Annotated in this window: 19 protein-coding genes and 1 pseudogene; 10 read left to right on the top strand and 10 right to left on the bottom strand. The window is 35.9% G+C overall.

Annotated elements, in window-relative coordinates; genetic code table 11:
- Nucleotides 1–162: 162 nt before the first annotated feature.
- The 6 genes from dndB to CXF79_RS11675 are packed head-to-tail and all read left to right on the top strand — an operon-like array spanning nt 163 to nt 7581.
- Entirely contained in the window at nt 163–1257 is a 1095-nt protein-coding gene (dndB, locus tag CXF79_RS11700; protein ID WP_101155076.1) for a DNA sulfur modification protein DndB, read from the top strand.
- A complete protein-coding gene (locus tag CXF79_RS11695) occupies nt 1254–3524 on the top strand; it encodes a DNA phosphorothioation system sulfurtransferase DndC (protein WP_232769158.1) in 2271 nt (756 codons plus the stop codon). The genes dndB and CXF79_RS11695 overlap by 4 nt, the downstream gene beginning before the upstream one ends.
- 1 nt (nt 3525) lies before the next feature.
- Nucleotides 3526–5529 carry a DNA sulfur modification protein DndD gene (gene dndD / locus CXF79_RS11690; RefSeq protein ID WP_101155074.1) on the top strand — a complete coding sequence of 668 codons (2004 nt, stop codon included), beginning with the start codon at nt 3526–3528 and terminating at the stop codon, nt 5527–5529.
- Nucleotides 5529–5879: a DNA sulfur modification protein DndE gene (gene dndE, locus CXF79_RS11685; RefSeq protein ID WP_101155072.1), complete on the top strand. Its 351-nt coding sequence runs from the start codon at nt 5529–5531 to the stop codon at nt 5877–5879. The genes dndD and dndE overlap by 1 nt, the downstream gene beginning before the upstream one ends.
- A gap of 14 nt (nt 5880–5893) precedes the next feature.
- Nucleotides 5894–6436 (top strand): hypothetical protein, encoded by a 543-nt coding sequence (locus CXF79_RS11680; RefSeq protein WP_101155070.1) that lies wholly within the window; start codon nt 5894–5896, stop codon nt 6434–6436.
- A complete protein-coding gene (locus CXF79_RS11675; protein WP_157825877.1) occupies nt 6433–7581 on the top strand; it encodes a DGQHR domain-containing protein in 1149 nt (382 codons plus the stop codon). The genes CXF79_RS11680 and CXF79_RS11675 overlap by 4 nt, the downstream gene beginning before the upstream one ends.
- A 55-nt stretch (nt 7582–7636) precedes the next feature.
- On the opposite strand, the gene CXF79_RS11670 is transcribed toward CXF79_RS11675, so the two are convergent.
- The 9 genes from CXF79_RS11670 to CXF79_RS11630 form a co-directional block, all read right to left on the bottom strand.
- Entirely contained in the window at nt 7637–9328 is a 1692-nt protein-coding gene (locus tag CXF79_RS11670) for an AIPR family protein (protein ID WP_101155066.1), read from the bottom strand.
- 5 nt (nt 9329–9333) lie between these two features.
- Nucleotides 9334–9618, bottom strand: coding sequence for a hypothetical protein (locus tag CXF79_RS11665; protein WP_232769157.1), 285 nt, complete (start codon nt 9616–9618; stop codon nt 9334–9336).
- Between the two features lie 155 nt (nt 9619–9773).
- Nucleotides 9774–10337 (bottom strand): hypothetical protein, encoded by a 564-nt coding sequence (locus tag CXF79_RS11660; protein WP_101155064.1) that lies wholly within the window; start codon nt 10335–10337, stop codon nt 9774–9776.
- Nucleotides 10338–10370: 33 nt separating this feature from the next.
- Nucleotides 10371–12155 carry an ATP-binding protein gene (locus tag CXF79_RS11655; RefSeq protein WP_101155062.1) on the bottom strand — a complete coding sequence of 595 codons (1785 nt, stop codon included), beginning with the start codon at nt 12153–12155 and terminating at the stop codon, nt 10371–10373.
- A gap of 138 nt (nt 12156–12293) precedes the next feature.
- A complete protein-coding gene (locus CXF79_RS11650; RefSeq protein WP_101155060.1) occupies nt 12294–12731 on the bottom strand; it encodes a DNA phosphorothioation-associated protein 4 in 438 nt (145 codons plus the stop codon).
- Nucleotides 12728–14767, bottom strand: a complete 2040-nt coding sequence (locus tag CXF79_RS11645; RefSeq protein WP_101155058.1) for an AAA family ATPase — start codon at nt 14765–14767, stop codon at nt 12728–12730. The genes CXF79_RS11650 and CXF79_RS11645 overlap by 4 nt, the downstream gene beginning before the upstream one ends.
- Nucleotides 14757–14942: a hypothetical protein gene (locus CXF79_RS11640; protein ID WP_101155056.1), complete on the bottom strand. Its 186-nt coding sequence runs from the start codon at nt 14940–14942 to the stop codon at nt 14757–14759. Before CXF79_RS11640 ends, CXF79_RS11645 begins: the two co-directional genes overlap by 11 nt.
- Nucleotides 14942–16942 carry a DEAD/DEAH box helicase family protein gene (locus tag CXF79_RS11635; RefSeq protein ID WP_101155054.1) on the bottom strand — a complete coding sequence of 667 codons (2001 nt, stop codon included), beginning with the start codon at nt 16940–16942 and terminating at the stop codon, nt 14942–14944. Before CXF79_RS11635 ends, CXF79_RS11640 begins: the two co-directional genes overlap by 1 nt.
- Nucleotides 16942–17688 carry a tellurite resistance TerB family protein gene (locus tag CXF79_RS11630; RefSeq protein ID WP_101155052.1) on the bottom strand — a complete coding sequence of 249 codons (747 nt, stop codon included), beginning with the start codon at nt 17686–17688 and terminating at the stop codon, nt 16942–16944. The genes CXF79_RS11635 and CXF79_RS11630 overlap by 1 nt, the downstream gene beginning before the upstream one ends.
- Nucleotides 17689–18251: 563 nt before the next feature.
- Here CXF79_RS11630 and CXF79_RS11625 point away from each other — a divergent pair.
- From CXF79_RS11625 to CXF79_RS23630, 4 genes and pseudogenes are all read left to right on the top strand, one after another.
- The gene (locus tag CXF79_RS11625) at nt 18252–19175 is read left to right on the top strand and encodes a YeeE/YedE thiosulfate transporter family protein (protein WP_101156288.1); all 924 of its coding nucleotides are present in this window, start codon (nt 18252–18254) and stop codon (nt 19173–19175) included.
- Between the two features lie 267 nt (nt 19176–19442).
- Nucleotides 19443–19951: pseudogene (locus CXF79_RS23525) on the top strand (tyrosine-type recombinase/integrase).
- A gap of 260 nt (nt 19952–20211) precedes the next feature.
- The gene (locus tag CXF79_RS23635) at nt 20212–20943 is read left to right on the top strand and encodes an MFS transporter (protein WP_232769156.1); all 732 of its coding nucleotides are present in this window, start codon (nt 20212–20214) and stop codon (nt 20941–20943) included.
- Nucleotides 20944–20976: 33 nt separating this feature from the next.
- Nucleotides 20977–21534 (top strand): hypothetical protein, encoded by a 558-nt coding sequence (locus CXF79_RS23630; RefSeq protein WP_232769155.1) that lies wholly within the window; start codon nt 20977–20979, stop codon nt 21532–21534.
- A gap of 162 nt (nt 21535–21696) precedes the next feature.
- Here the strand turns inward: CXF79_RS23630 and CXF79_RS11610 are convergent, their stop codons facing one another.
- Nucleotides 21697–22140: a CBS domain-containing protein gene (locus CXF79_RS11610; protein ID WP_101155050.1), complete on the bottom strand. Its 444-nt coding sequence runs from the start codon at nt 22138–22140 to the stop codon at nt 21697–21699.
- Between the last annotated feature and the right edge of the window lie 24 nt (nt 22141–22164).

Raw genomic sequence — 22164 nt, 5'->3', positions numbered from 1 at the left:
TTTCATTTCCTACCTATCAAAAACACTGGTTTTACTGACAGCAAAACGTTATTATTCCTAACTAGAATAACGGTGCTTTTATTATAAATAAACAATATAACGTAATAATTATTACGTACTACCATTAAAGTAACGTAAAAAACTAACGTTAGGTACGTAATTATGAACAACCATCAAGATTCAGGCTATTGTTTTTCATTTCCAGCGGTAAGAGGCACGCAAGCTGGCAGGCCTTTTTATATTGCAACGTGTCCATTGCGAACGATTCCCAAAATATTTGTTTTCGATGAAGAAGAAGTTCCACCCGAACTTAGGGCACAGCGAACACTCAATAAATCAAGAATTCCTGCCATGGTTAAGTATTTGGTAGAAAACCCTAACGATTATGTGTTCTCTGCACTAACAGTGTCTGTTGATACAACCGTTACCTTCACTGACAGTGACCCCGTTAACACGCCAAACCTTGGTATATTAAAGGTTCCTTTAGATGCTCAAATACTCATTAACGATGGACAACACCGTCGTAAAGCGATTGAAGAAGCATTAAAAGAAAACCCTGATCTCGGATCCGATAACATACCGGTCCTATTTTTTGTTGATGAAGGATTAGTACGTAGCCAACAAATGTTTGTTGACTTAAATAAGTATGCTGTTAAACCAAATACATCGCTTGCTGATTGTTACGACAAACGCGATCCCAGCTCTGAAGTGGCACGTTATCTTGCTGCCAATATACAGCCATTTAAAGGCTTTACCGAGATGGAAAAGTCCAATATCAGCTCTAGCAGCGGAAAACTTTTCACATTAAGTGGTATTAAACAAGCAACCCGTTCCCTAATGGGAAAAAGTCCAAAAGAGCCTTATTCAGAGCAAGAAAAAGAAATAGCTGCTGACTTTTGGCAAACCATATTTAGTTTCACGCCTGAATGGAAAATGGTATGTAACAAAGAGCTATCACCTTCACAATTTAGGCAAGAATATATTCATGCACATGGTATAGGTCTTCATGCTCTTGGAGTTATGGGACATACCTTAATCACGGCTCAGCCCGATGAATGGCGTGATACGTTAAAAAAATTAGATAAAGTTGATTGGCGTAAATCCAATACAACATTTGCGAAACGTTGTATCAATCAACAAGGCCGCTTATCCAAAGCGACAATAAATATTCAATTAGTTGCAAATGCATTAAAAATTGAACTTGGCTTAGCGTTATCTCCTGAAGAGCGCACATTAGAATTACAGGCACAAAAATGAGTAACATATTTCAAGCAGACAACTTAGATGATGAGCAACTCGATTACGTAAATAATGAGTTTTTCTCTGGGTTCAAACGATACAAAAATTGGAAAACTTTACCTCCTAAATTAAAGGACCATTTACCGAAATACATGTCGGAAAAAGTTTTATTGAGAAGTAAAGTAGAAGAGAACACGCTTAAACTTAAGTCGTTAATCAACATCGTTTATTCTTTATTTTCAGAAATACCTAAAAATAGTAAAGTTACTGATAACATGGAAAAGTTATCAGAAATTAATAAATTACATTTTAAAAAATCACCTTTGAATGAACAGCAAAAAAAGGCTATATCAGCCTATTTAGCGCTTGTTAATAAGTCAAAAACTGATTCTTTCTCTTCAATTAGCAATGTTTATAAGCATTTAGAGCAGCAGCATCAAAACGCGCTCAATGCAGAATTGCACTTAAGGCAGGCTGAAAACACGTTAAGCCTGTGCGTGAATTTAATAAACCAATATATTGATGATCTTGAAGGTATCCGTTACAAAAAGGTCAAAAGAACGCCTGATGAAATAGAGAAAGATGCTAAAGAAAATAATATTCTTCCCAGTGAAGTTGATGAATACAAAGATGTACGAATCGTTTTAAATGCTCAAGAATGCCAAAAGTACTTAGATAAACTGATATTTCAAAACGGTAAAATTGCTGATTATGAACCTCACCTTAGCCAAAGGTTAATCGATATAATTCATCGAGTGCAATCAGCCTATACATTAGATAATCGCCCTTGGGTTATTGGCTACAGTGGTGGTAAAGACTCTTCTGCTGTTGCCACTTTGATTTATTTATCTGTGTTAGCGCTAGAAAAGGAAAAACGTACTAAAAATATTTACCTCGTTGCATCAGATACCTTAGTAGAAACGCCAAAAGTAGTAGATCATATAGATAATTCATTAGCGGCTATACATAAGCAAGCTAAGCTTGACCAATTACCTATCAGCACCCATAAAGTAATGCCTGAAGCGAACCAATCCTTTTGGGCATGTTTACTCGGTAAAGGTTACCCAGCACCGACCCAGAGTTTTCGTTGGTGTACTGAGCGTATGAAAATAAATCCTGTGAGTGACTTTATCAAAAGTAAAATCTCTCAGCATGATGAAGTGATTGTAACACTAGGCTCTCGTAGTGAAGAAAGTGCTTCACGTGCCCAAGTTATTGCAAAACATAAAATAGAAAACTCCCGCTTTGCTCGCCATACGACCCTTGCAAACGCTTATATTTACACACCGATTGATACATGGAGTATGGACGATGTTTGGAAAATACTTAGAGCCTGTAGTCTTGAAGTAACAACATCCCCACTTGGTATCGGTAAAAAATGGGCTGACAAATACGATCTAGAATGGCAAAACCCATGGGCGTCTAAAAACCTAACACTTTGGAATTTATATAAAGATGCCTCTGACCAAGGCGAATGCCCAATGGTTATTGATGACAGTACTCCTTCTTGTGGTAATTCTCGCTTTGGTTGCTGGACATGCACAGTAGTGACACGTGATAGAGCAATGGAGAGCCTAATTCAAAATGGTGAAGCTTGGATGGAGCCTCTCCTAATTGGAAGAAATATATTAGCCAAAACAAATATAATAACGAACAAAGATAGATACCGAAATTATAAACGTCGCATCGGCCGAGTGAACTTCCAACGTGCTAAAGATGGTGATGATATTAGCCTTGAGCGCGCCCATGTACCGGGCCCTTATTGGTTAAAATACCGTAAACGCTGGCTTAGAAAGTTATTAGTACAAGAGAAGCAATTTAATAAAGCCGGACACAAGGTTGAGCTAATCACTAAACCTGAGTTACACGCTATTCGCCAAGAGTGGTTAAACGATCCTAATGAACCTGATTGGGATGACTCATTACCCGGTATTTACCGTAGTGTTTACGGTAAAGATTTAAATTGGGTTTATAACGACAATTCAACCTTTGATAAACAAGGTGCCCACATTCTTACTGAGCTGGGACAACAACATAATGTTGTACCACAAATGGTAATGAAGCTGCTTGACCTAGAAATATCAATGGAAGGTCTTAGCCGACGTAGCGGCGTACAAAATAAAGTGGCTACCATCTTAAAACAAGATTGGGGCACATTAGAAGAAATTAAAGATAAGCTACATGACCAACAAAGTAGAGCTGGTTATGATGTTTTTCAAGAAGAAATAAGCTCACTCAATGACAAACTTGCCACCGTTGAAGCATTATTAAAGAAGGAGTTTTAACATGATTATCAAAAGCCTTACTTTAAATAACTTTCGTGTATTTAATGGCGTGAACGATATTAGCCTTGCGCCAACCTCTGAAGATAAATCTATCATCTTATTTGGTGGTTTAAATGGTGCGGGTAAAACCTCAATTTTAACTGGTGTCCGCGTTGCCCTTTATGGCCGTGCAGCATTTGGTTTTAATATGACCTCAACAGAATACCAAGAGCAATTAGCAGCCTTAATTCATAAAGGTAACGGTATTCAACACAACAATGCTTCAATTGAGTTAGTGTTTACCTATAGCCAGCAAGGTGTAGAAAACGAATATAAAGTTATCCGCAGCTGGAAAAAAGGTCAAAAAGACAAATTAGCCTTATACAAAAATGAGGTAGCTGAAGCTGCATTAGGTTACGAGCAATGCCAAGCGTTTTTAAATGAGTTAATTCCTATTGGTGTTGCCGACTTATTCTTTTTTGATGGTGAAAAAATTGCTGACTTAGCTGAAGACCAATCGGGCGCGGTATTACAAACAGCCGTTAGAAGACTATTAGGTATTGATGTTATTGAACGCTTAAAAAATGATTTAAATATTTTCTTAAAACCTCATCTAAGCCAATCAATGCCAGATAAAGTTAAAAATGAAATTGCGCAGTTGGAGCAGCAAAGAAAAAATCATGAAGATAGTTACGATAGTTTAGTTCATGATGCTGACTCACTTGTTGTACCCATTAGCGCAATTAACGATAGCATTTTAAAAGCGCAAAGCGATGTAATGAGTTTAGGTGGCGCGTGGGCTAAAACAAAAGTACAAGAAGAAGCTAAAGTTAATGAATTACAACTGACTAAAGCTAACCTTGAAGCAAGCATTCGTAAAGAAATGGAAAGCTCTCTACCTTTTACGCTAGCAAAAAACACCTTAAACAAATTACTTAAAACGTTAGACGCCGAAGCAGAAACAAAGCAAAAACAAGCTTTTGTAAATGAGTTTACAAAATATAAGTCTCAACTTATTGAAAGCTTGTCTGGTAATAACGCAGCGAAACAAAGTGCAGAAACAGCTATAGAAGCCTGTTTAAGTAATTACCAAACCACATCAAACACTTCTGAAGCCATAGCATTACAGCTTGATTTATCAGAGCGCGAACGTGGTCAAATAATTCATCAAATTGAAGTTACCGCACCAAAGTCGCGTAAAGAATTTGAACACTTTAAATCACAACTTACCAGTGTTGAGTTTGCCTTAGATGGCGCAGCAATTAATATCGCCCGAGCACCAGACGAATCTCGTGTTGCAGATAAACTTCAAGAGGTTACAGCCTTCAATGAATCAAAAACAAAAGCAATTTTAGCGCGAAATAATAAATTAACGGAAGCAAAATCTGAAATAGAAAAAGCGGTTGAACTCGCTAAATCGATTCAAAAAATTCATGACAAATATAAATCAGCAAGTAACGTATCTGAAGCCGTAACTAATGCGCAGAACACCAATTCATTACTTGAAAAATTTGCCAAAGAGTTAACTGAAATACGAGTGAAACAGCTTGAAGCTGAATTCATTAAAAGTTATCAAAAACTTGCCCGAAAAGATGATTTAAATATCTCTGCACGTATTAATATCACCACGTTTGATGTTGAGTTAATTGATGAGCACAACAACACCATTAACCGTAAAGAGCTTTCCGCAGGCGAGAAACAAATATACGCTATCGCTATTCTAGAAGCGCTTGGGAAAACTTCAGGTCGTAAGCTGCCTATCATTATTGATACACCATTAGGACGTTTAGATTCGCACCACAGAGACAAATTGATAGAACAATACTTCCCTGATGCCAGTCATCAAGTAATAATTCTTTCAACTGACACCGAAGTAGATGAAAAGTACTTTACTCAAGGTAAATTTGGCGACAGTATTTCACACGCTTATGAAATTCAATTCAATGGTGAAACTAAAGCATCTAAATTAGCTGAAGGCTATTTTTGGAAGACACAACAAACAACAAACTACGTGGAGGCTGTCTAATGTTACCTAACCGCATGCAATTAACTAAAACCGTTGAAGAACAATTAAAACGTTTAAAAAGTAATACCGATATCACACCAAATGTATCGGCACGTATTGCCTTTTTTCGCTCTGTTGAATCAGGCTTTACGTTTACTGAGGCTGATGAAAAGAAACTCGATGGTAGTTTAACGTTAGACAAAATAACTTGGCTCGGTGAAACACAATTAATTACCGAGCAAGTACTAAAGCTAAAATACCCAAAACTAGAAGGTAAAGCGCTACAATCTGCTTGGGCTACACATGTCGAAGATGGGATAGCAGCATTAAGGAATCATAAAGCTACTTCTAGCTTTATTGCATCCCTTTGATAAAGGAGTAGCAAATGCAAAGTATATATGATGATACTGAAGATTTTATCGCAAAGTTAACCCCTTCTGAAAAAACTGAATTAGTATTAAGTTATTTTAAAAATAGTTTTGAATTCATACTCACCCCTATGTTTTTAGAAAACGCTAATAATTTACCCCCATTAAACTGGCAGACGGTTAAATATACAGATCACGCAGATCATACCTTTCCTGCTCATCAAGGTGTGTATATGTTTTCTGTATGCTTTAACACTCCAAACCTACCTACAAACTCATATGTTATGTATGTTGGAAAAGCGGGAGATATAGGCACAAATAATACTATTGAAAAAAGATTTAAAGACTATGTACGCCCATCTGGTTATAGCGGTAGACCTAAAGTTAAGAAGCTAATTAATTACTTTAAAGAGCATCTCGTTTACCATTATGCAGAAGTTGATAATGGTAGCTCAACTGCTTTAGTAGAGTCAGCATTAGCTGATGTATTTATTCCCCCCTGTAATCAAGCTGACTTTTCGGCTAAAGTTCGTTCATTTGTTCGAGGTGTAAGAATTTGAAAAGTAGTAAATTAGTTTTACCTTGTTTAAAGGGGAAGATAGGATCATGGGATACATATAGTTGCATGATGCGCTTATCAGATATTAACGATTTAATCGGATTTGCACATGATCTACATCGGATAAAAAAACTATCCACACAAATACAAAGAGAGTTAAAACTCGATCGCGGAAAGGAAATATCTGATTACTTATTAAACAACAAAGATAGATTTTTCAATTCGTTAGTTGTTGCCGTTTTTAATGGTGAGCCGAGTTGGCATGAAATAAGTAACCTACGGCCATCGAGCGAAGAAGCTTTACAGCTTGAATTCCCTGATTTTGCCGAGCACTGTATTGGTTTTTTATCTGTAAACAGGAAAGAAACATTTTTTGCACTCGATGGTCAACATCGCGTAGAAGGCATAAAACAAGCCCTGAAAATAGATCCTTCCCTTGGTGAAGAGTTATTAAATGTGATTGTCGTTAGGCATTTAGATTCTGATGAAGGGATTAAACAATCGAGGAGGCTATTTACCACCTTAAATAAAAAAGCTGAAAAAGTTAGTAAGGATGCAATTATTGCTCTTGATGAGGACGATATACCTGCTTGCATAACCAGGTGGTTAATAGAAGAATCTCATTTCACACACTTTAAAGAATCGAATATCTCTTTTAAGTCGGGACGTATACAGCCTAATGATAATTCAAGTATAACTTCAATTGTAAACATATATGATAATGTAAAAAAATTGGTTTCGTTTGTAGCTAATAAACCCATTGAACAGATAGATGATTATAAGCCAAAGTCCAGAAAAGAAGCTTTTGATTTTGTTTGCAAATTTTATAATTTAACATTTTTTTATTGTGAAGAATTGAGAGCTGTTTCATCCAATTTAAAAAAATCTTGTGACTTTAGAAATAACCAAACTGGAGGTCACTTCTTATTTCGTCCTGTTGGGTGGGATATATACGTTGATGTCATATTAAGGCAAATGAATAAACAACAATTAGGTCTAGAAGTGATTATCAAACAGGTTTTCACCAAAAACCTCTATTTAAATGGACCAATCTTAGGTGAAGCTATGTGGTCTGTAAAAGGTGAAAAGATCCTTCCTAGAAGTGGACCAAGAACTAATAAAATTGAAAAGGCTATTTTTGAATAGATACGTCAAGTTTTAAACGCCCTATTAAAACGAGGGCGTTTAAAACGTCTCTTATTTAGACTATTTCATTTTTTAATACTTCAATTAGTGCTTCCTTGAACGGAACTTTACTCATTTTTCTAACAGCTGTTGTTTCTTTTTCAACTTTGAAATCTATAATTTGTTTCTCTAATATTTCAATTTTTGTATCTGTTGAAATTTTAGGGTAAAGGTCGTTTAAGTACAAAATGTAATAATGTTTTATATCTATACTTTCATAAGCCAACCTACTGTAGGCAGCTTTAATATCGTGATAGTTCTTAATTATAGAATAAGAATTTTCTAAATAATTACTTGCGTCTGAAAAAACTTCATCATACTTTTTACCAAAGATACTTTTTTTACTACTTGTAGACTTCTCTGGGTTTCCAGATAGTGCGAAAAGAAGTTGGCCAAACCTCACCATAGATATTGTATATTCATAATCCAGGTCTTCTTTACCTATATCACCAGATTTCCTAACATAATTTACTTTCTTTTCTCGTAAGTAGTTTTCCAACTCTATTTGCTTTTGATTGAGTGATCTTAAATCTGGGGCCGAAATAGTATTTTGACTATTTGTATACTCAGCTATCTTGTTTACTTCCCCTTCTTCTTCATCAATCATAAACATTCTCACTAGAACTTCGCTTTTGGAGAGGTAATCAATGATATTTCGCTCATTGTCTTTATTGAAGTTATGAATAGTTCTAACTGTTTGACCACCATTTAAAACTTGGAAATTATTAATGGTAATTTTCATCTGACTTTGTCCATTAACTGGAATAGCCTTTATATCCTTTGCTACAATGGTAATACCGTTGTTATACATAAAAAACTTGCTGGGGTTGTCTTCAAGAGATTTATAGATATTTGTGTTGTACTTTGATTTTTGAACAAACCCACGGACATTATCAAATAAAACACTAAAATCTAATTGTACATCTTCTAATTCATCGTAGTGCTCAAGATCATATTGATCTCTCAGTTTTGAGTTATTACATGTAATTCTCACCACATCACTACTTTTTAACCTAGCAATATAAGATCTAGATGTTGATAAATCATTTTCTGCATATGACATCAATGCATCGTTAGGTAATATTAATGTTGCATTTATTGGCTCCGGCCTTATTGACATAAGATCAGTAATTTCACTTAAAGATATTGGATTAACTTCAATATCATAACCCTTAACAACATTCCTTATATGCTTATCATTTACATCAACGGGGGATGTATCGTTACTAACAATATAAAGATTAGTTTTCCACACTTCTTTGCTGTCATAAAGGCCTTTTATTTTTAATGCAAACTCTTTCGGTTTTCCTTCTAAATCTTCAATATCGCCTGAATAAATTGCGTTTATATATTTTGTAGAGTTAATAACATCATTAAGCTTCTGCTTAGAATCCAATTTGAAATTATCACGATATTTAAAGTTTAAAAGATTGATAATATTCTGTTCATAGTCAATATAGACTGCATCTATTCCACAATCATCGTTCCTATCTTCCCCTAACTTTGTATTAAAATCAGTATCAGTTACATGTTTTATTAATTCGTCAGCTTCAGCTAGTCCAAATAAGTTATCTAAAATAAAGAAATAAAAACCTAATCGTGATTTGTCATTATCTGACTTAACTTTTGTTCCTGTCTGCTTGCTTAATTCTTGATAATATCGTTCACACTTTACTCTAAGTAATTTGTAATCATTAATATTTGCCATATCTTTTAGTTCAACTCCCAAAATGCTTTATCTTTAATTTTTTGTATTTTCTTATCACCGTCAACATAAAGACTGTAATGCTTATCAAGCTCACCTATTGATTTCATCAATTGTTCTTGATTAGCTTTATCGTCTTTATTGAATATGGATTTAATATCTTGATTTTTTATTTGTCCAACACGGTGATCAATCCAACTTAATACGCAAGCTGAATAATCATTCTCACTGGTTTTAAAATGGGTGATATCTTGCGTTGATAGAATAACGTAAACATGACCTTCCTTTAGCATGTGTCAAATGCTTGGGAAGTTGTGAGGTATAAATCATCGGCTCATCCATTTGCACTGATTTCATATAAATTACATTTCAAGTAATGTACGGGGAAAACACTTAACAATCAATAGGTAACTTATATTTATATAGTTAGTCATTTAAATAAAAGAGATTACATGTGAAATTCAGAGATTAGCTCTTCTAATAGCGAACCATAGTTGAATTGAGTAGAAAGATCTTCACTTAGATTCTCTGTACCTAGTGGTGTTAAATTAATTTCAAAATACTTGATTAAGGCATTTTGTAAATTTTCCGTAAAATGGGCTTTTAAAAGAGATAGAGACAACAAATCTATTATATGTTTATCACAAGATAGTTTGTCATAAAACAGAGGCTTAAATCCTCCCTCAGCTTTGCTTTCAAATAGTTTTTTCTTAGGTGCATCACCACTGGAAGTTAATGAAACTTCTTTTTGAATTTTAACTTCCCAGAAGCCATCTTTTTGAAGACGCCAAAATGGATATTCAGGATGCTGACTCTTTGAATTTTGGTTATATCTTTCCAGCAAAGATTTTACTTGGTCATAAAGCTCATATTCAAAATTAAAGAGCCTTTTATGGCCTTTTTTGTATTGGCTGAGTACATACAATATCAACAATGGTTTGTGCACTGCTGTTTTACTACCAAGCTTCCAACTTTTAATATTTACAAGCTTATTCTCTAGAACATTTTCCATTGTATATACTCCTAACCGCACACAATAAGTTACTTATGCTTCTGACTTTAAATCAAAGAAGAAATCGGAAAGCATCCTGCCCCACTGCCCTCTAATGTCCTGCATATCTCTCTGTTGTCTTGACGATGCTTCACCTTCACAGCGTGCCCAAGAAGAAAGTAATAGTTTTAATAATTCACCGTGCTCTTGCGACAATCGTGTATAGAATTCATAAAACTCATGATCTTCGTTGATAGTCACCAAAGTTATCCCTGCTTTTGATGTCACATCAAAAAAAGCATTGCCTATTAATTTACCTTCTAAAAATTTCAACTTATGATTATTTTCAATGGCATTTGCCGCTTTTTGTTTTGCTTCAACTTTTGGTAAGTTACTTGTAAATTCAAACTCCTTTGCAAGTAATGCTATTTGGTCGTCTTTACTCTCTGTTGAAACAGTTTCTTCTTCTTTTGTTTTATAACCCCGATCTACTCTAGATGTGATAACAACATCAGAAACTTGTTCCGAATAAGGTACATTTTTTGCGTAATTTACGTCACCAATTAACCGTTTATCACTCGGAGTTTCCTTGCGAAGATGTTTAATATTACGTTTTATTTCAGAAACAATTTTATGCATATACCAACGATATGGATCTTCATGTTTAAATACCTTCAGAAACTCAATTTCATCATCTTCATAGCCATTTAGATGTGCTTCTTTTTTAAGATCTATATCTTCAAAGTTCACAGCTGCTTGCTTGTTATTTGTTACGCCAAAAAACTCGTCTAATGCAGGTTCAAAAGCGACTTCAACTCCCCACCAACGCTCTTGCGGTTTACCATTGGTGAGTATTTTTGTTAACTCCAACTCGCGCTTTGCCCTAACAATTGAAATACCAATATTGTCAGCACAATGTTTACCCCATTCAGTCCCGCCCACTTCAGTTTTAATGTTAGGTAATGAACGAATGCTACTGTGACATTCTTTGTCTACAAAAGAATAGGTAATGGTTACAACAGATGATTTTCCATCACCTAAATCAATTTCTATTTCTTGTGGTTTCTCAAATATTCTAAATAAACAGTCATTTTGAAACGGAACGGGTAACGCTTTAAGTGATGTTCCCTTTAATAGATAAAGAGGGTCATTAGCTTTAAATACTTCTTCTATTGAAAGGCTTAGTGATACTTTTTCAAGATAAGATTTAAATAATATCTGACATTTATTTTCTTGAATAAAGTATCGATACATTCTCCCAACTAACCTCTCTGAATGAGTATAAATAGATTTACTAGTTTTCCAGTTTACTCTATCCAGTTTTGACCACACAATAAGTGTGCCGGAATCGGATTGTGAGGCTTTACTTGCCTCTAACCATTTATCCGGTATTTCCTCTTCGACTGGTACAGGTACAGATTCAATATCTCCTGACTCAATTAAATCTACATCTAAAAATGTTTTGTATGTTTTACCGTTTTTCCAGCTCCACACATCTACTCTTCGACATTGTGAGATTGAAGCGTTAGGCAAACCCATACCAAATTTACCAATGCCGTTTGGGTCGTCTCTATGGCTTGACCCACCAAACTGTAATGACTCTTGTAAAATTTTAGGACTCATTCCAATACCATCGTCTAAAATGGCAATTTCTTCTAATTGTTGAAGTTTTCGTTTGGTATTGACGGTATAACCGTCGATACAGAGTAATTGTACTGTTTTAGCTTTAGCTTGAAGACTATTATCAATGAGCTCTGCTATGGCGTGAGCAGCCGTTTTATAACCATTGTCACGCATTGATTTAATAGCAAGGGATGCGGGGATGATGCTATGAGACATATATATTCCTTTCTATGAGCTACTTATTTTACTCAACAGATCACGTAATGTTGATTTAAGTTATTATTTTACATAACAACTTAAATCAATATCGTTTTTTAATGTATTTGGCTTGTATCAACTTGTTAGTATGGGGTGTTACCAATCTTTAAACATATCTTCTGTGTTGGTTTCATCTAACTCTGAAATGATTGCTTCTAAAGATACTAAGGCAGTCGCGGGGTCTAACACTGACCTAATATATGAAAGTCCGCCATTTGCATACTCTTCAAATATTAATACTGCCTCTTTAAATTTATTCTTGGTCATCATTGATATGTCGTCTGTTTCAGCTAACGCCAATGAATAGATAAAAGGTATATCTGTATTATCATCAAATATTCGTAACATTATAGGCTCACTACTCTCATCAAATGATTGACGCTGTTGCTTTTTAAACCCTAAAGAAGCAGCAAATACGAGTGCATTCTTGTTTGATGCGAATATTTTATCTTGTTTGAAAATAAGTAATAAATCATCATGTTGTTTCGGACGTCTAATACGAACATCATCTAAACGTTTAGCCTCAATACTCATGATGTTTCCTCCAATGTAGAGAACTCGAAACCATCACTTGAATAGCGTAGGTATTCGTTATTATCGATGTTTTTGGCAACATCGGTTGTTGCATGATGAATTAAGCGATATGAGTTACCAACTCGGTCTGCACATGCTTTTTTCACATTGCCATTCCACTGTGAATTAGAAACAAAAATTATGACTTGATCAGCTAGATTTGAAACCCGTTCAGCGACTTTAAATCGGTAATCGTCATCTAAAGCGCCAAAAGGTGAGTCCATTACAAGAGGATATAATCCACCTTTAAAAAACTTTCCTCCTTGTTCATGCTTCTCTTTAGCTAACGAAATAATACTTGAAATAAATGATAAGCTAGTAACCTGCTTTTCCCCTGTTGATTGTTCTTTAGCTTCTATATCACCATGTTTGGACTGTTTTTCAATTTTCAATTGAAAATCGTCATCTATATATGCTCTTACATTTTTACGAATAATTTGGCCAAATGTTTCATTTACCTTATCAGATAAATTGTTCCTTACTTGATCGGTAAAATAATCATTTAATTCATTAAACACTTTAGCTACATTGTTTGATGCTGTAATACGTTTTACAACTAACGAGTGTTCTTTTTGTTTTTTTTCTAATTTCTCTAACGCTTTAGTTTCACTGGCCGCTTTATTCGTTAAATCTGGAATATCTCTTCCTAAAGTACGAATATCAAAATCCATATCTTTTAGTTCTTTCGTTAACGTCTCGAGGCGTTCTTCAAGCTCATTAACCTCACTGTTTTTGATAGCGCCTATCTTTAAACCTATCTCAGAGATTTTACCTTCGTTTTTCTTCTTGTTTTTTCTGTGTTCATCTTGTGTAATAGTGAGTTCTTGCAATTTAGTCTTATATTCTTCTAGATTACCGGCTTGATTTTTAAGTAGATACGAAACACTAGAGTAGACTTCATCAAGCTCATCGTTACCTGCTGTTTCTTTAGCTTTCATTAGTGCATGTAAAGCTTTGCCTTCTCCATGTATAGCTCGACCGCAAATACAATTATCCTGTTCAATTAAGTCATCAATAAATGGAGCTCTTACTTTATAGGGTAAAAGACCCTTTTTGCGATTAAGATCGACTAATGCTTCACACTTATTTACTAAGCCTTGTGATAAAACAACTGCTCTGTTTTTATCAATCAGCTCTTTACGTTGTCGTACGTTTGACGCCATATCAGCTAATATATTCTCATTTAAATCATTTAATAATGAACGCTCTTTTTGTAAAGATTTAGACTCTTTGTAGGTCTCTAGTTTTTTTTCAACATCTTCTTTTCGTTTTGATTTTTCGCGGTATTCAAAATTTAAATCCGCTAATTTTTTTTTCGAATTTTCTATATCATCATTTAATCTAGCGACGCCTTCAGACAGTGACTGGTATGTCGCGTCTGAAGATTGAGCATTTACTTTGCGAAAGCTTTCCGATGCTTTTTTCAAATGTCGCTCTGCGCGCTCAATTTGTTTAAGTCCCATCAGTCGTTTTATGGCTTCTTTTATTTGACCACTTTCATTTACACCTGCTAACTTTTCAATTCGTTCTCCATTAAAGAAAAAATATGGATGTAAGCCTTCAGGGAGTACTTTATTAATTTCGGAGTCTGGGGTGTCTATAGTGATTGTTTCACCTGATTCCATGGTTTTTTGAATTTTGAATTCAATGGTTTTTAAATCTTCGACTTTATTACTTGGTAGCTTTCTGAATAGTGCTTTTCTGCTCACGTCATAGTTGCAACCATCTTGCTCAAACATCACTGAGATAATTAACTCTATCTCTTGGCCTGTTGTTGCACTTTGAATCGCAGCTTCATTTAAAATATTTTCAGTACCAGTATCAAAATCAGTTTTTCCATAAAAGCACCATTTAAACGCATTTAACAATGACGTTTTACCACTACCATTGGCACCATGAATCACAGTTACATTTTTGGTGGTAGAGCAAGAGAAGTTTAAAGTTGTTTCTTTCCAAAACTGCCTGAAGTTTTTAATCGTAATCATTTTAATTTTCATTACGTATCTCTCTTTCAATTAATTTGACCACGTTTTCAATTACTTCTTTCTCTTTTGAACGATTTTCCTTTAAGTCTTTGATATACAAATTTGTTTGTTCTAGCGTCATAACATTTTGTAATATCAGCTGCTCTTCTTTGCTCAGCTGACTAATAATTTCTTTCTGACTTTTCATTACAGTTCTACTCCGTGTAAGTCTGCAAGGTTTAATAAAAGGGATTCATTCTCATCTTTGTTTTCTGCAAGTGAATTGTATTCAAGTCCTCTGCGTATCTCTTTTTCAATAAGAGCCGGATTAACATCTCCAGCAGGCGGAGTGACTATGAAGTCATATATAGCAGCTTCGTCTTTCCCTGGTGAGCGTCGCAATACGCGACCTCTTCGTTGAATGAACTCCCTTGGATTTGAAGTTGAAGATATAACGAAGGCTTGCTTAGTAGCCGGAACATCGACACCTTCATCTAAACATTTAATCGCGACAATGGCATCAAGCTCACACCTTGCAAATTGATCTAATATTAATTTTCTGTCTTCAAGGCTCTCCGATGCAGTGAATTTACGGGTTTTAACTCCTAGTTCATGGCCTAACATACCTACTATTTTTTCAATTTGCCGACTACCTTCATCATCGGTATGGGAACCGCAATAAACTAAGGTATGTTGCAACTGGTTATTCTTTTTAAGTTTTTCGAGTTCTTTTCGCAATATAATCAGTTTATTAGACGCACCACCTAATAACTCCTCCATCTCATTATCAGCGTCAAACTTACTCTGCTCATCATTATTTAACTTTGTAGTGATAGCTTTATAGTCTTGGTATTCGTCGTAGTTAAATTCACAAATAGAAGGGTAATATTTATATTTAACTAAGAAGCCGGCATTTATTGCATCTTCTAAAGAGAATTCAAATACTGCATCACCAAAATAATCAAATAATGCTTCTGTTCCCTCTTCATCGTTATGTCTAAGAGGCGTAGCTGTTAGGCCTAAGCGATAATCGGCATTCTTTGGGAGAGCATCTAAATATGTAGGGGAGCCTAAGTTATGGGCCTCATCAGCTACAATCATAATAGGTACTTTTATACCTTGTAAAACCCTTTGGAAATTGTCACTGGCTAGCGTTGCATTAGTGACCATAGCTTTTACAACGCCTGACTTTTGTATTAGTTGATGTGATAATTTAGCATTAAGAGGCTCTCTCCAATTCAGACTGTTTTCGTAACACTTTATTGCATCAAAACCAAATGCAGCGGCTTCTTCGTGCCATTGATCTAACAGGTGTTTTAAAGGTAATACAAATACAATAAATAATGGCTGATTAGCATTTTTAACGCGAGTAATTAATTTTTTAACCGTGGCTAATGCTGTAATGGTTTTTCCTGAGCCTGTGGCCATAACATACATACCATGACCTTTATTCTCTCCCCAGTTTTTAATCGCTTCTTCTTGATAGGGGCGTAAATTGATATGATCAGTTTTATTATGCTTAGGGTAAATTTTATTCTTTTCATTTGAGAAGCTATCAATACCAGTTAATAGCTTTTTAGAGGGTGTAAATACCTGGTAAAAAGAATCCTCTCCTACCCACATTGTATTAAACCTCTCTTGAATAGAAAGGATACGCTGTTGCTCGCGAGATGTTTCATCCGTATATACGTCAATATATTCCCAATTACTTTTGGCATTACCTGTTAAATTAAATGAACCATTAAAAGCAATTTGGTTGTTTTCTTCATCAATAGCAACGCCCATCTTTGCATGAAAAAGATTATTTCCACCGCTTAATGGGTAAGATATTTTAAAGTCTAAAACACCTGCTACGATCAGATTACTCAAAAGAGTACGGCTATCAATGTCCATTAAGGCCAATTCATCTAAAACAATGTTTTCCATATCATTTTGCATTTGTTCAATCGATTTCCGCTCAAAGCCTAGATTCATAGCTTCTGCATCTTTCAAATTCAAATTGGGAGAAATAATCCAACGACTCCTCCCTCCATTTAATGCAAATTGATGAATCCCTTGTTTTACATCACCAAGCCAGTTTGATGAAAAGTACCCTACCCCAACATCAAATTTTCTCGCACATGACAATACAGGTGAAAAAAAGTCGTCATTGGGGTTTTGATAACCCGTAGTTAAATTTAATGGAATATAAAGGTCTTTAAAAGTCATTAGAAATTCTCAAATTCACTTAGCATTTCTTCAAAAGAATCATCTAACTCGATAACTAATTCAGGCTCTTCCTGCTTTGGAGTGTTTTTACCCTCTAAAGTTACATTCTTATTTTTAGCGTGCTCTCTTAAATCTTTAGTCATTGTATTAGTTGGAAGTTCAGACAAGCGATATAACTCAGATAATAAAAGTATTTCATTCCTGTCTATATAATGATCAGATATTGCAATGTCTTGGGCGATACGTAAAGCCTGTTTTTTCGCTTTGGCGGAGAGTATTGAAAAATCTTCCATGAGTTCTTCTTTGGAGGATTTAAGCTGAAGAGCATAGACGCTTCGAATAAATACTCTGTATTTTTCTGATTCACTTAAAAATGATAATTTATATATATCCTTTCTAATTTGCCATACTTCTTCTTGAACGATTTCGCCATCCACTTTGGCCATTACAGCTGCTATTTTTCCAACTAAAAGAGCATACTTAATCTCACTCTTATCCTTCTGGAGTGGGATACCTTTGTTGAATATTACAAGTGGGATTGCAGTTAAAGACTTCTCTATATTGGCAACAGTACCATTTACAATTTTTGGAAAACACTCTAAGCCTGAATTACTTAATAACTCTTTAAACTCATCAATCCCAGAAGGTGTCTCAATATAAATATCAATAGCCTCATCGATAACATCCCATGTACCAACAAAATAACCTTCATTTTGTATTTGACTTTTTATTTCTGTAAGTAACATTTTATCCCTTAATTCCACTTGTTATTGACAGGCTCGGACTTAGTCTAACTCATTTATTTATAAGCTTAAGTTGGCATTAAACATAAAGTAGTAAATTCAAAAATAGCGGTAACTCATCATAATGTTACTTACTCTTACATTATTGCTAGTAAAAGTGTTTTGTTATAAGAATCTTGTTGAAAGAAATACATCTTATTTTCCTTAATATGAAGGTTCGCTTATGATCCATTATGCACATCTAAATTGCAGTAAATGTAACGTATTGTCAACAACTTGTATTAAATCAATGAGTTTATTTGATATAAATCATAAACATTCACTTTTTACTTTCTTGATATAACTTTTACTTTTGCACATTCTTCCAATTGGTAATAAAAATAATATTTCGCACTAATAACTCTTATTTATTCTATAGTTTTAATTACATTTAATTTATAGATTCCTAAAAGTGAGCTTAAGAAATGATATTAAACTCCCCACCATTTGTACTTTTAAGTTATTGTATTCATAGTCGGATATTTAGGACAAACAATTGGCTCCTTAGATAAAATCACATGGAAATTATGATGTTGCTACCAATTTCGCTCTTACTTGTTTGTATTATTGGCTTTCTAGCGCAGTCTATCGGTTTGTGTATGGTGAGGGGCGTTAACGAATTTAAGAGTGGAAAACCAGAGTTTCTCCTGGCACTGCTTTTGAGTGGTGTTCTCACTTGGATAGCCATGATTTACGCTAACTACTTTGGTATTCATACAAACTTTAAAACTTATGAAGCCAATAGCTGGTTTGCCATTGGTGGTGTTATTTTTGGTTTTGGTACCGCGTTCAACCAAGGCTGTGGCGTCTCCACTTTGAGTAAACTATCTCGTGGTGATTCAAAAATGATTTTCACTATATTGGGTTGGCTAATTGGGTGGACAATTTTGGCACAGTGGAGTCCTTCTACCAGTCATATAAAACTGTTCTTATCTACCAATATAACATTAGCCATACTTGTTTCTATTTCAGTAGCGTCGTTAGTTTGGGCTTTTACTGGTAATAAGCAGAGGAGAAAACTATGGCTGACAATGATGGCAATAGGACTTATCGGGGGCTTTGTCTTTCTTTTCGATCCTAAATGGCCACCATCTGGGCTGTTATATCAAGTAAGCCATGCACTAGCAGGTATTAATGACTCTTTATGGCCCCCAGTAGAGAGTTATTTATTATTTTTATCTTTGCTAGTGGGTATGTTTTCAGCTGCTTGGCGTACGAAAAAATTTGAATTGATACGGTCAAGTTGGCAACAATGGTTATTACATATTATGGCAGGAACTTGTATGGGTATTGGCGCATCGTTAGCCGTTGGAGGCAATGATTCACAACTTTTACTCGCCTTACCAACCTTTTCTCCGGGTGGAATCGTCGCAGTTATAGGGATGTTAATAGGTATTTGGATTGGTTTATTTGTTCGTGAACGATATGTAATAAAACTTGATGGCAAATAAACAGGTATCCACATTACTGACCAAAATAGGGATTAAAGAAACAGATTACCTAAGTAGTTATGAGATGCATGAAAACACCTCTAGTTAAGGGAACAAATTCAACATCCCACTACACATTAGGTTTGGCGAGCTGATAACCTCTACAAACCTACACAACTTTGACCATTAGCATTGAGCCATACTTATAGTTCCTTTAATCAAAAGAGCACTATCATGTACAACATAACCCCTTAAACCCCATAGCCTAGCTGGCATAAAGGAAAGCTTATTGGTCAAAATTTTCTCCTTAAACTTGAGGAGGTTTGGTCTATTAGAACCAGACTTTATCTGGCAGATAACCTCCGTGAATTAACAATGTTTAATTTAGCTCTGGATTGTAAATTATGAGCATGTGACTTTATTTAACTCAAAGTGTCGGATATTGCTCATGGGGAAAACATTCAATCTCGAGCAATGTTAATTCAACAAAAGACAGGAACTCCCGTTCAATTTGAGATAATAAAAAAACGAGGGCAACTTTACAAAAATGGATCTCATTTAACGACTCGGCAATATGCCAGAATAGTCAAAAAATGGATCACCGGTATTGGCTTGGATGTAACATCCTACGGCACTCATTCTATGAGTCGCACTAAATAAACCTTGCTCTATAAAAAACCAAAAACCTGAGAGCAGTTCAGATTTCTCTTGGTCATACAAAACTAGAAAGTACCGTTCGCTATCTTGGTATAGAAGTAGATGACGCACTTGAACTATCAGAAAAAATTGATATATAAATCACAAATAGTTCATGAGGCATGGACGTTTCCTGCCACTTTGAAGACAAAATCTATTAGCCGATGTTACTCAAAACCAGGTGTGTTATCGATAGGTAATCGGACATAAATATTTGAAAGGTTATGCACGCTATATTCGCAAAGTTGACGTAAGCAATTGAATAACTTAGTGTCAGATAAAGCTTAACAATTAACCCTAACAGAGCCATCGCTTTGTAGAAATAGCCATCGGCTATAATGACGACAGTCGAAGAGAAATTATGTCTAACCGACCGCCACAGCAATTAAATATTCTAGTATCCATGTATCTGGGTTATGCCGCCATGATGATTTGTCGTCAAATGGTCACAATTCTCAGCCCTGCCTTGCTTGCCGATGAGTCCTTGGGGTTAACAAAAACAAACCTTGGTGATTTTGCGGCTTATGGCACCATAGGTGCATTGGTTGGCAAACTAATCTGGGGACCTCTTGCCGATAAGATTGGTGGACGCTTTACTTTTTTAATCGGCATTTTTCTTACTGCGGTGTTTGTCATTGCATTTGGGCTGTCACCCAATGTCATGGCTTTTACTGGATTTTCATTTCTGCTTTATTGCACTAAATCTTCGGGTTGGCCCGGTTTAACTAAATTGGTCGGAGAGTGGTATCACCCTCAACATTATGGACGAGCTTGGAGCATCCTATCAACTAGCTCGCGACTTAGTGTAGTGTTAGCTACTCTATTTTTCGGTTGGCTGTTGAGCTTCATGCATTGGCGAACGGTAGCGTTTATCGCATCGGTTTTTTCACTCGTCATTTTAGTCGGCTGCTATTTTTACCTGAAAGAAAAACCAGATAACCCTAATTTCTTCAAAGAGAACGAAACCAATGCCGATAATTTTGAGCTGACCATTGCATCAAAACAGGCTCTGAATAACAAATATAATCACCCTCTCCAAGGTACTGGCACGATTGATGGACTAGTGGCATTTGCAAAAAGCCCCAGAGTTTGACTCGTGGTGATAATGTTAATGGTGCTTACGTGCATGATGGCCTTTTTGGACTTTGTTGCGGTTTATCTTATGGAAAGCTACCGACTGACGCCCTCACAGGCAGCAATGGCATCTACAGTATTTCCAGTTGGGTCTCTGACCGGGCTTTTAGCCTCTATTGCATTTTACGACCGCTTTTCAAAGCGGGGGATCAGGACAGTATTAACCCTATCGCTCATACTAAGTTTATTGAGCGTGCTTACCTTACAGTATTTACCTTTATTTAATTTAAGCGCTGAAATTAACTATTTAGTTGCGCTGGGAGCCATTTTTTTATTCGCTTTTTCAATTTCACCAGCCTATTACCTACCCATGTCGATATTTTCTATTGAATACGGCGGCCCCCATAGTGCGACATTGGTGTGTTTAATTGATGCATTCGGCTTTGCGGCCAGTGCAACATTTGCTTTTATTGGGGGAAGACTGGCAGATAGTTCGGGTGGCTGGTCTAGCTTTATGAATATGCTAATCTTGATTTCCGCCGTTGGGATCATATCCGTTTGGGCATTTATGCACTCGGAATATAAAGCGGCAAAACGATTAGATATTTAAGGACGAGTAATGCCACATAGAATACATTAGCGCTGCTGGACCATATAAAGCGATAAAGATAATTTAAGTTTTGACGGCAGATATGTGAAATCTATGGCCGTAACACCAGCAGACAAAGTAATTATAAATTAATTAAATGAGCTCAGATTCATACTTTAGATTTTAGGATAAATGACGTTTTTTCTTCCTATACTCAACCTGCTCGCCCTTGCTGTCGATTTGCTCCAGAAGTTGCTCGAGTACGCCGCGGCGCTGCACCAGCCCCACCACTTTGCCTCCCTCAACCACTGGCAGTACCCTGCGATTATTGTGCAAGAATTTCTCTGCGACATCGACCAAGTTAGTATTGGTACCGATCGATTCAACTTCGGTTGTCATCCGGTCACGAACTAATTCGCCGATGGTCGAGAAGTAGCCTCCCATCAGCGCGCCGCGCATACAGTCAGCTTCGGACAGAAAGCCGATTAGATTGTTATCGCCATCAACCACTGGTGCACCGGACAGACTGGCGGTTAGCAGCTGGCGCAGGGCGACGATCACCCCGCTATCAGGGCGGAATGATAACGGTGAACGGTCCATGATGGTTTCAGCGGTGATGGTCTGCATGTTGTGCTCCTGAAGCGGTAAGTC

Origin of the sequence: Colwellia sp. Bg11-28, from assembly GCF_002836245.1 — a bacterium.
Taxonomy (GTDB): Bacteria; Pseudomonadota; Gammaproteobacteria; order Enterobacterales; family Alteromonadaceae; genus Colwellia; species Colwellia psychrerythraea_A.
The sequence above is the reverse complement of the archived record's forward strand: the minus strand, read 5'-3'. Positions and strand labels throughout refer to the sequence as shown.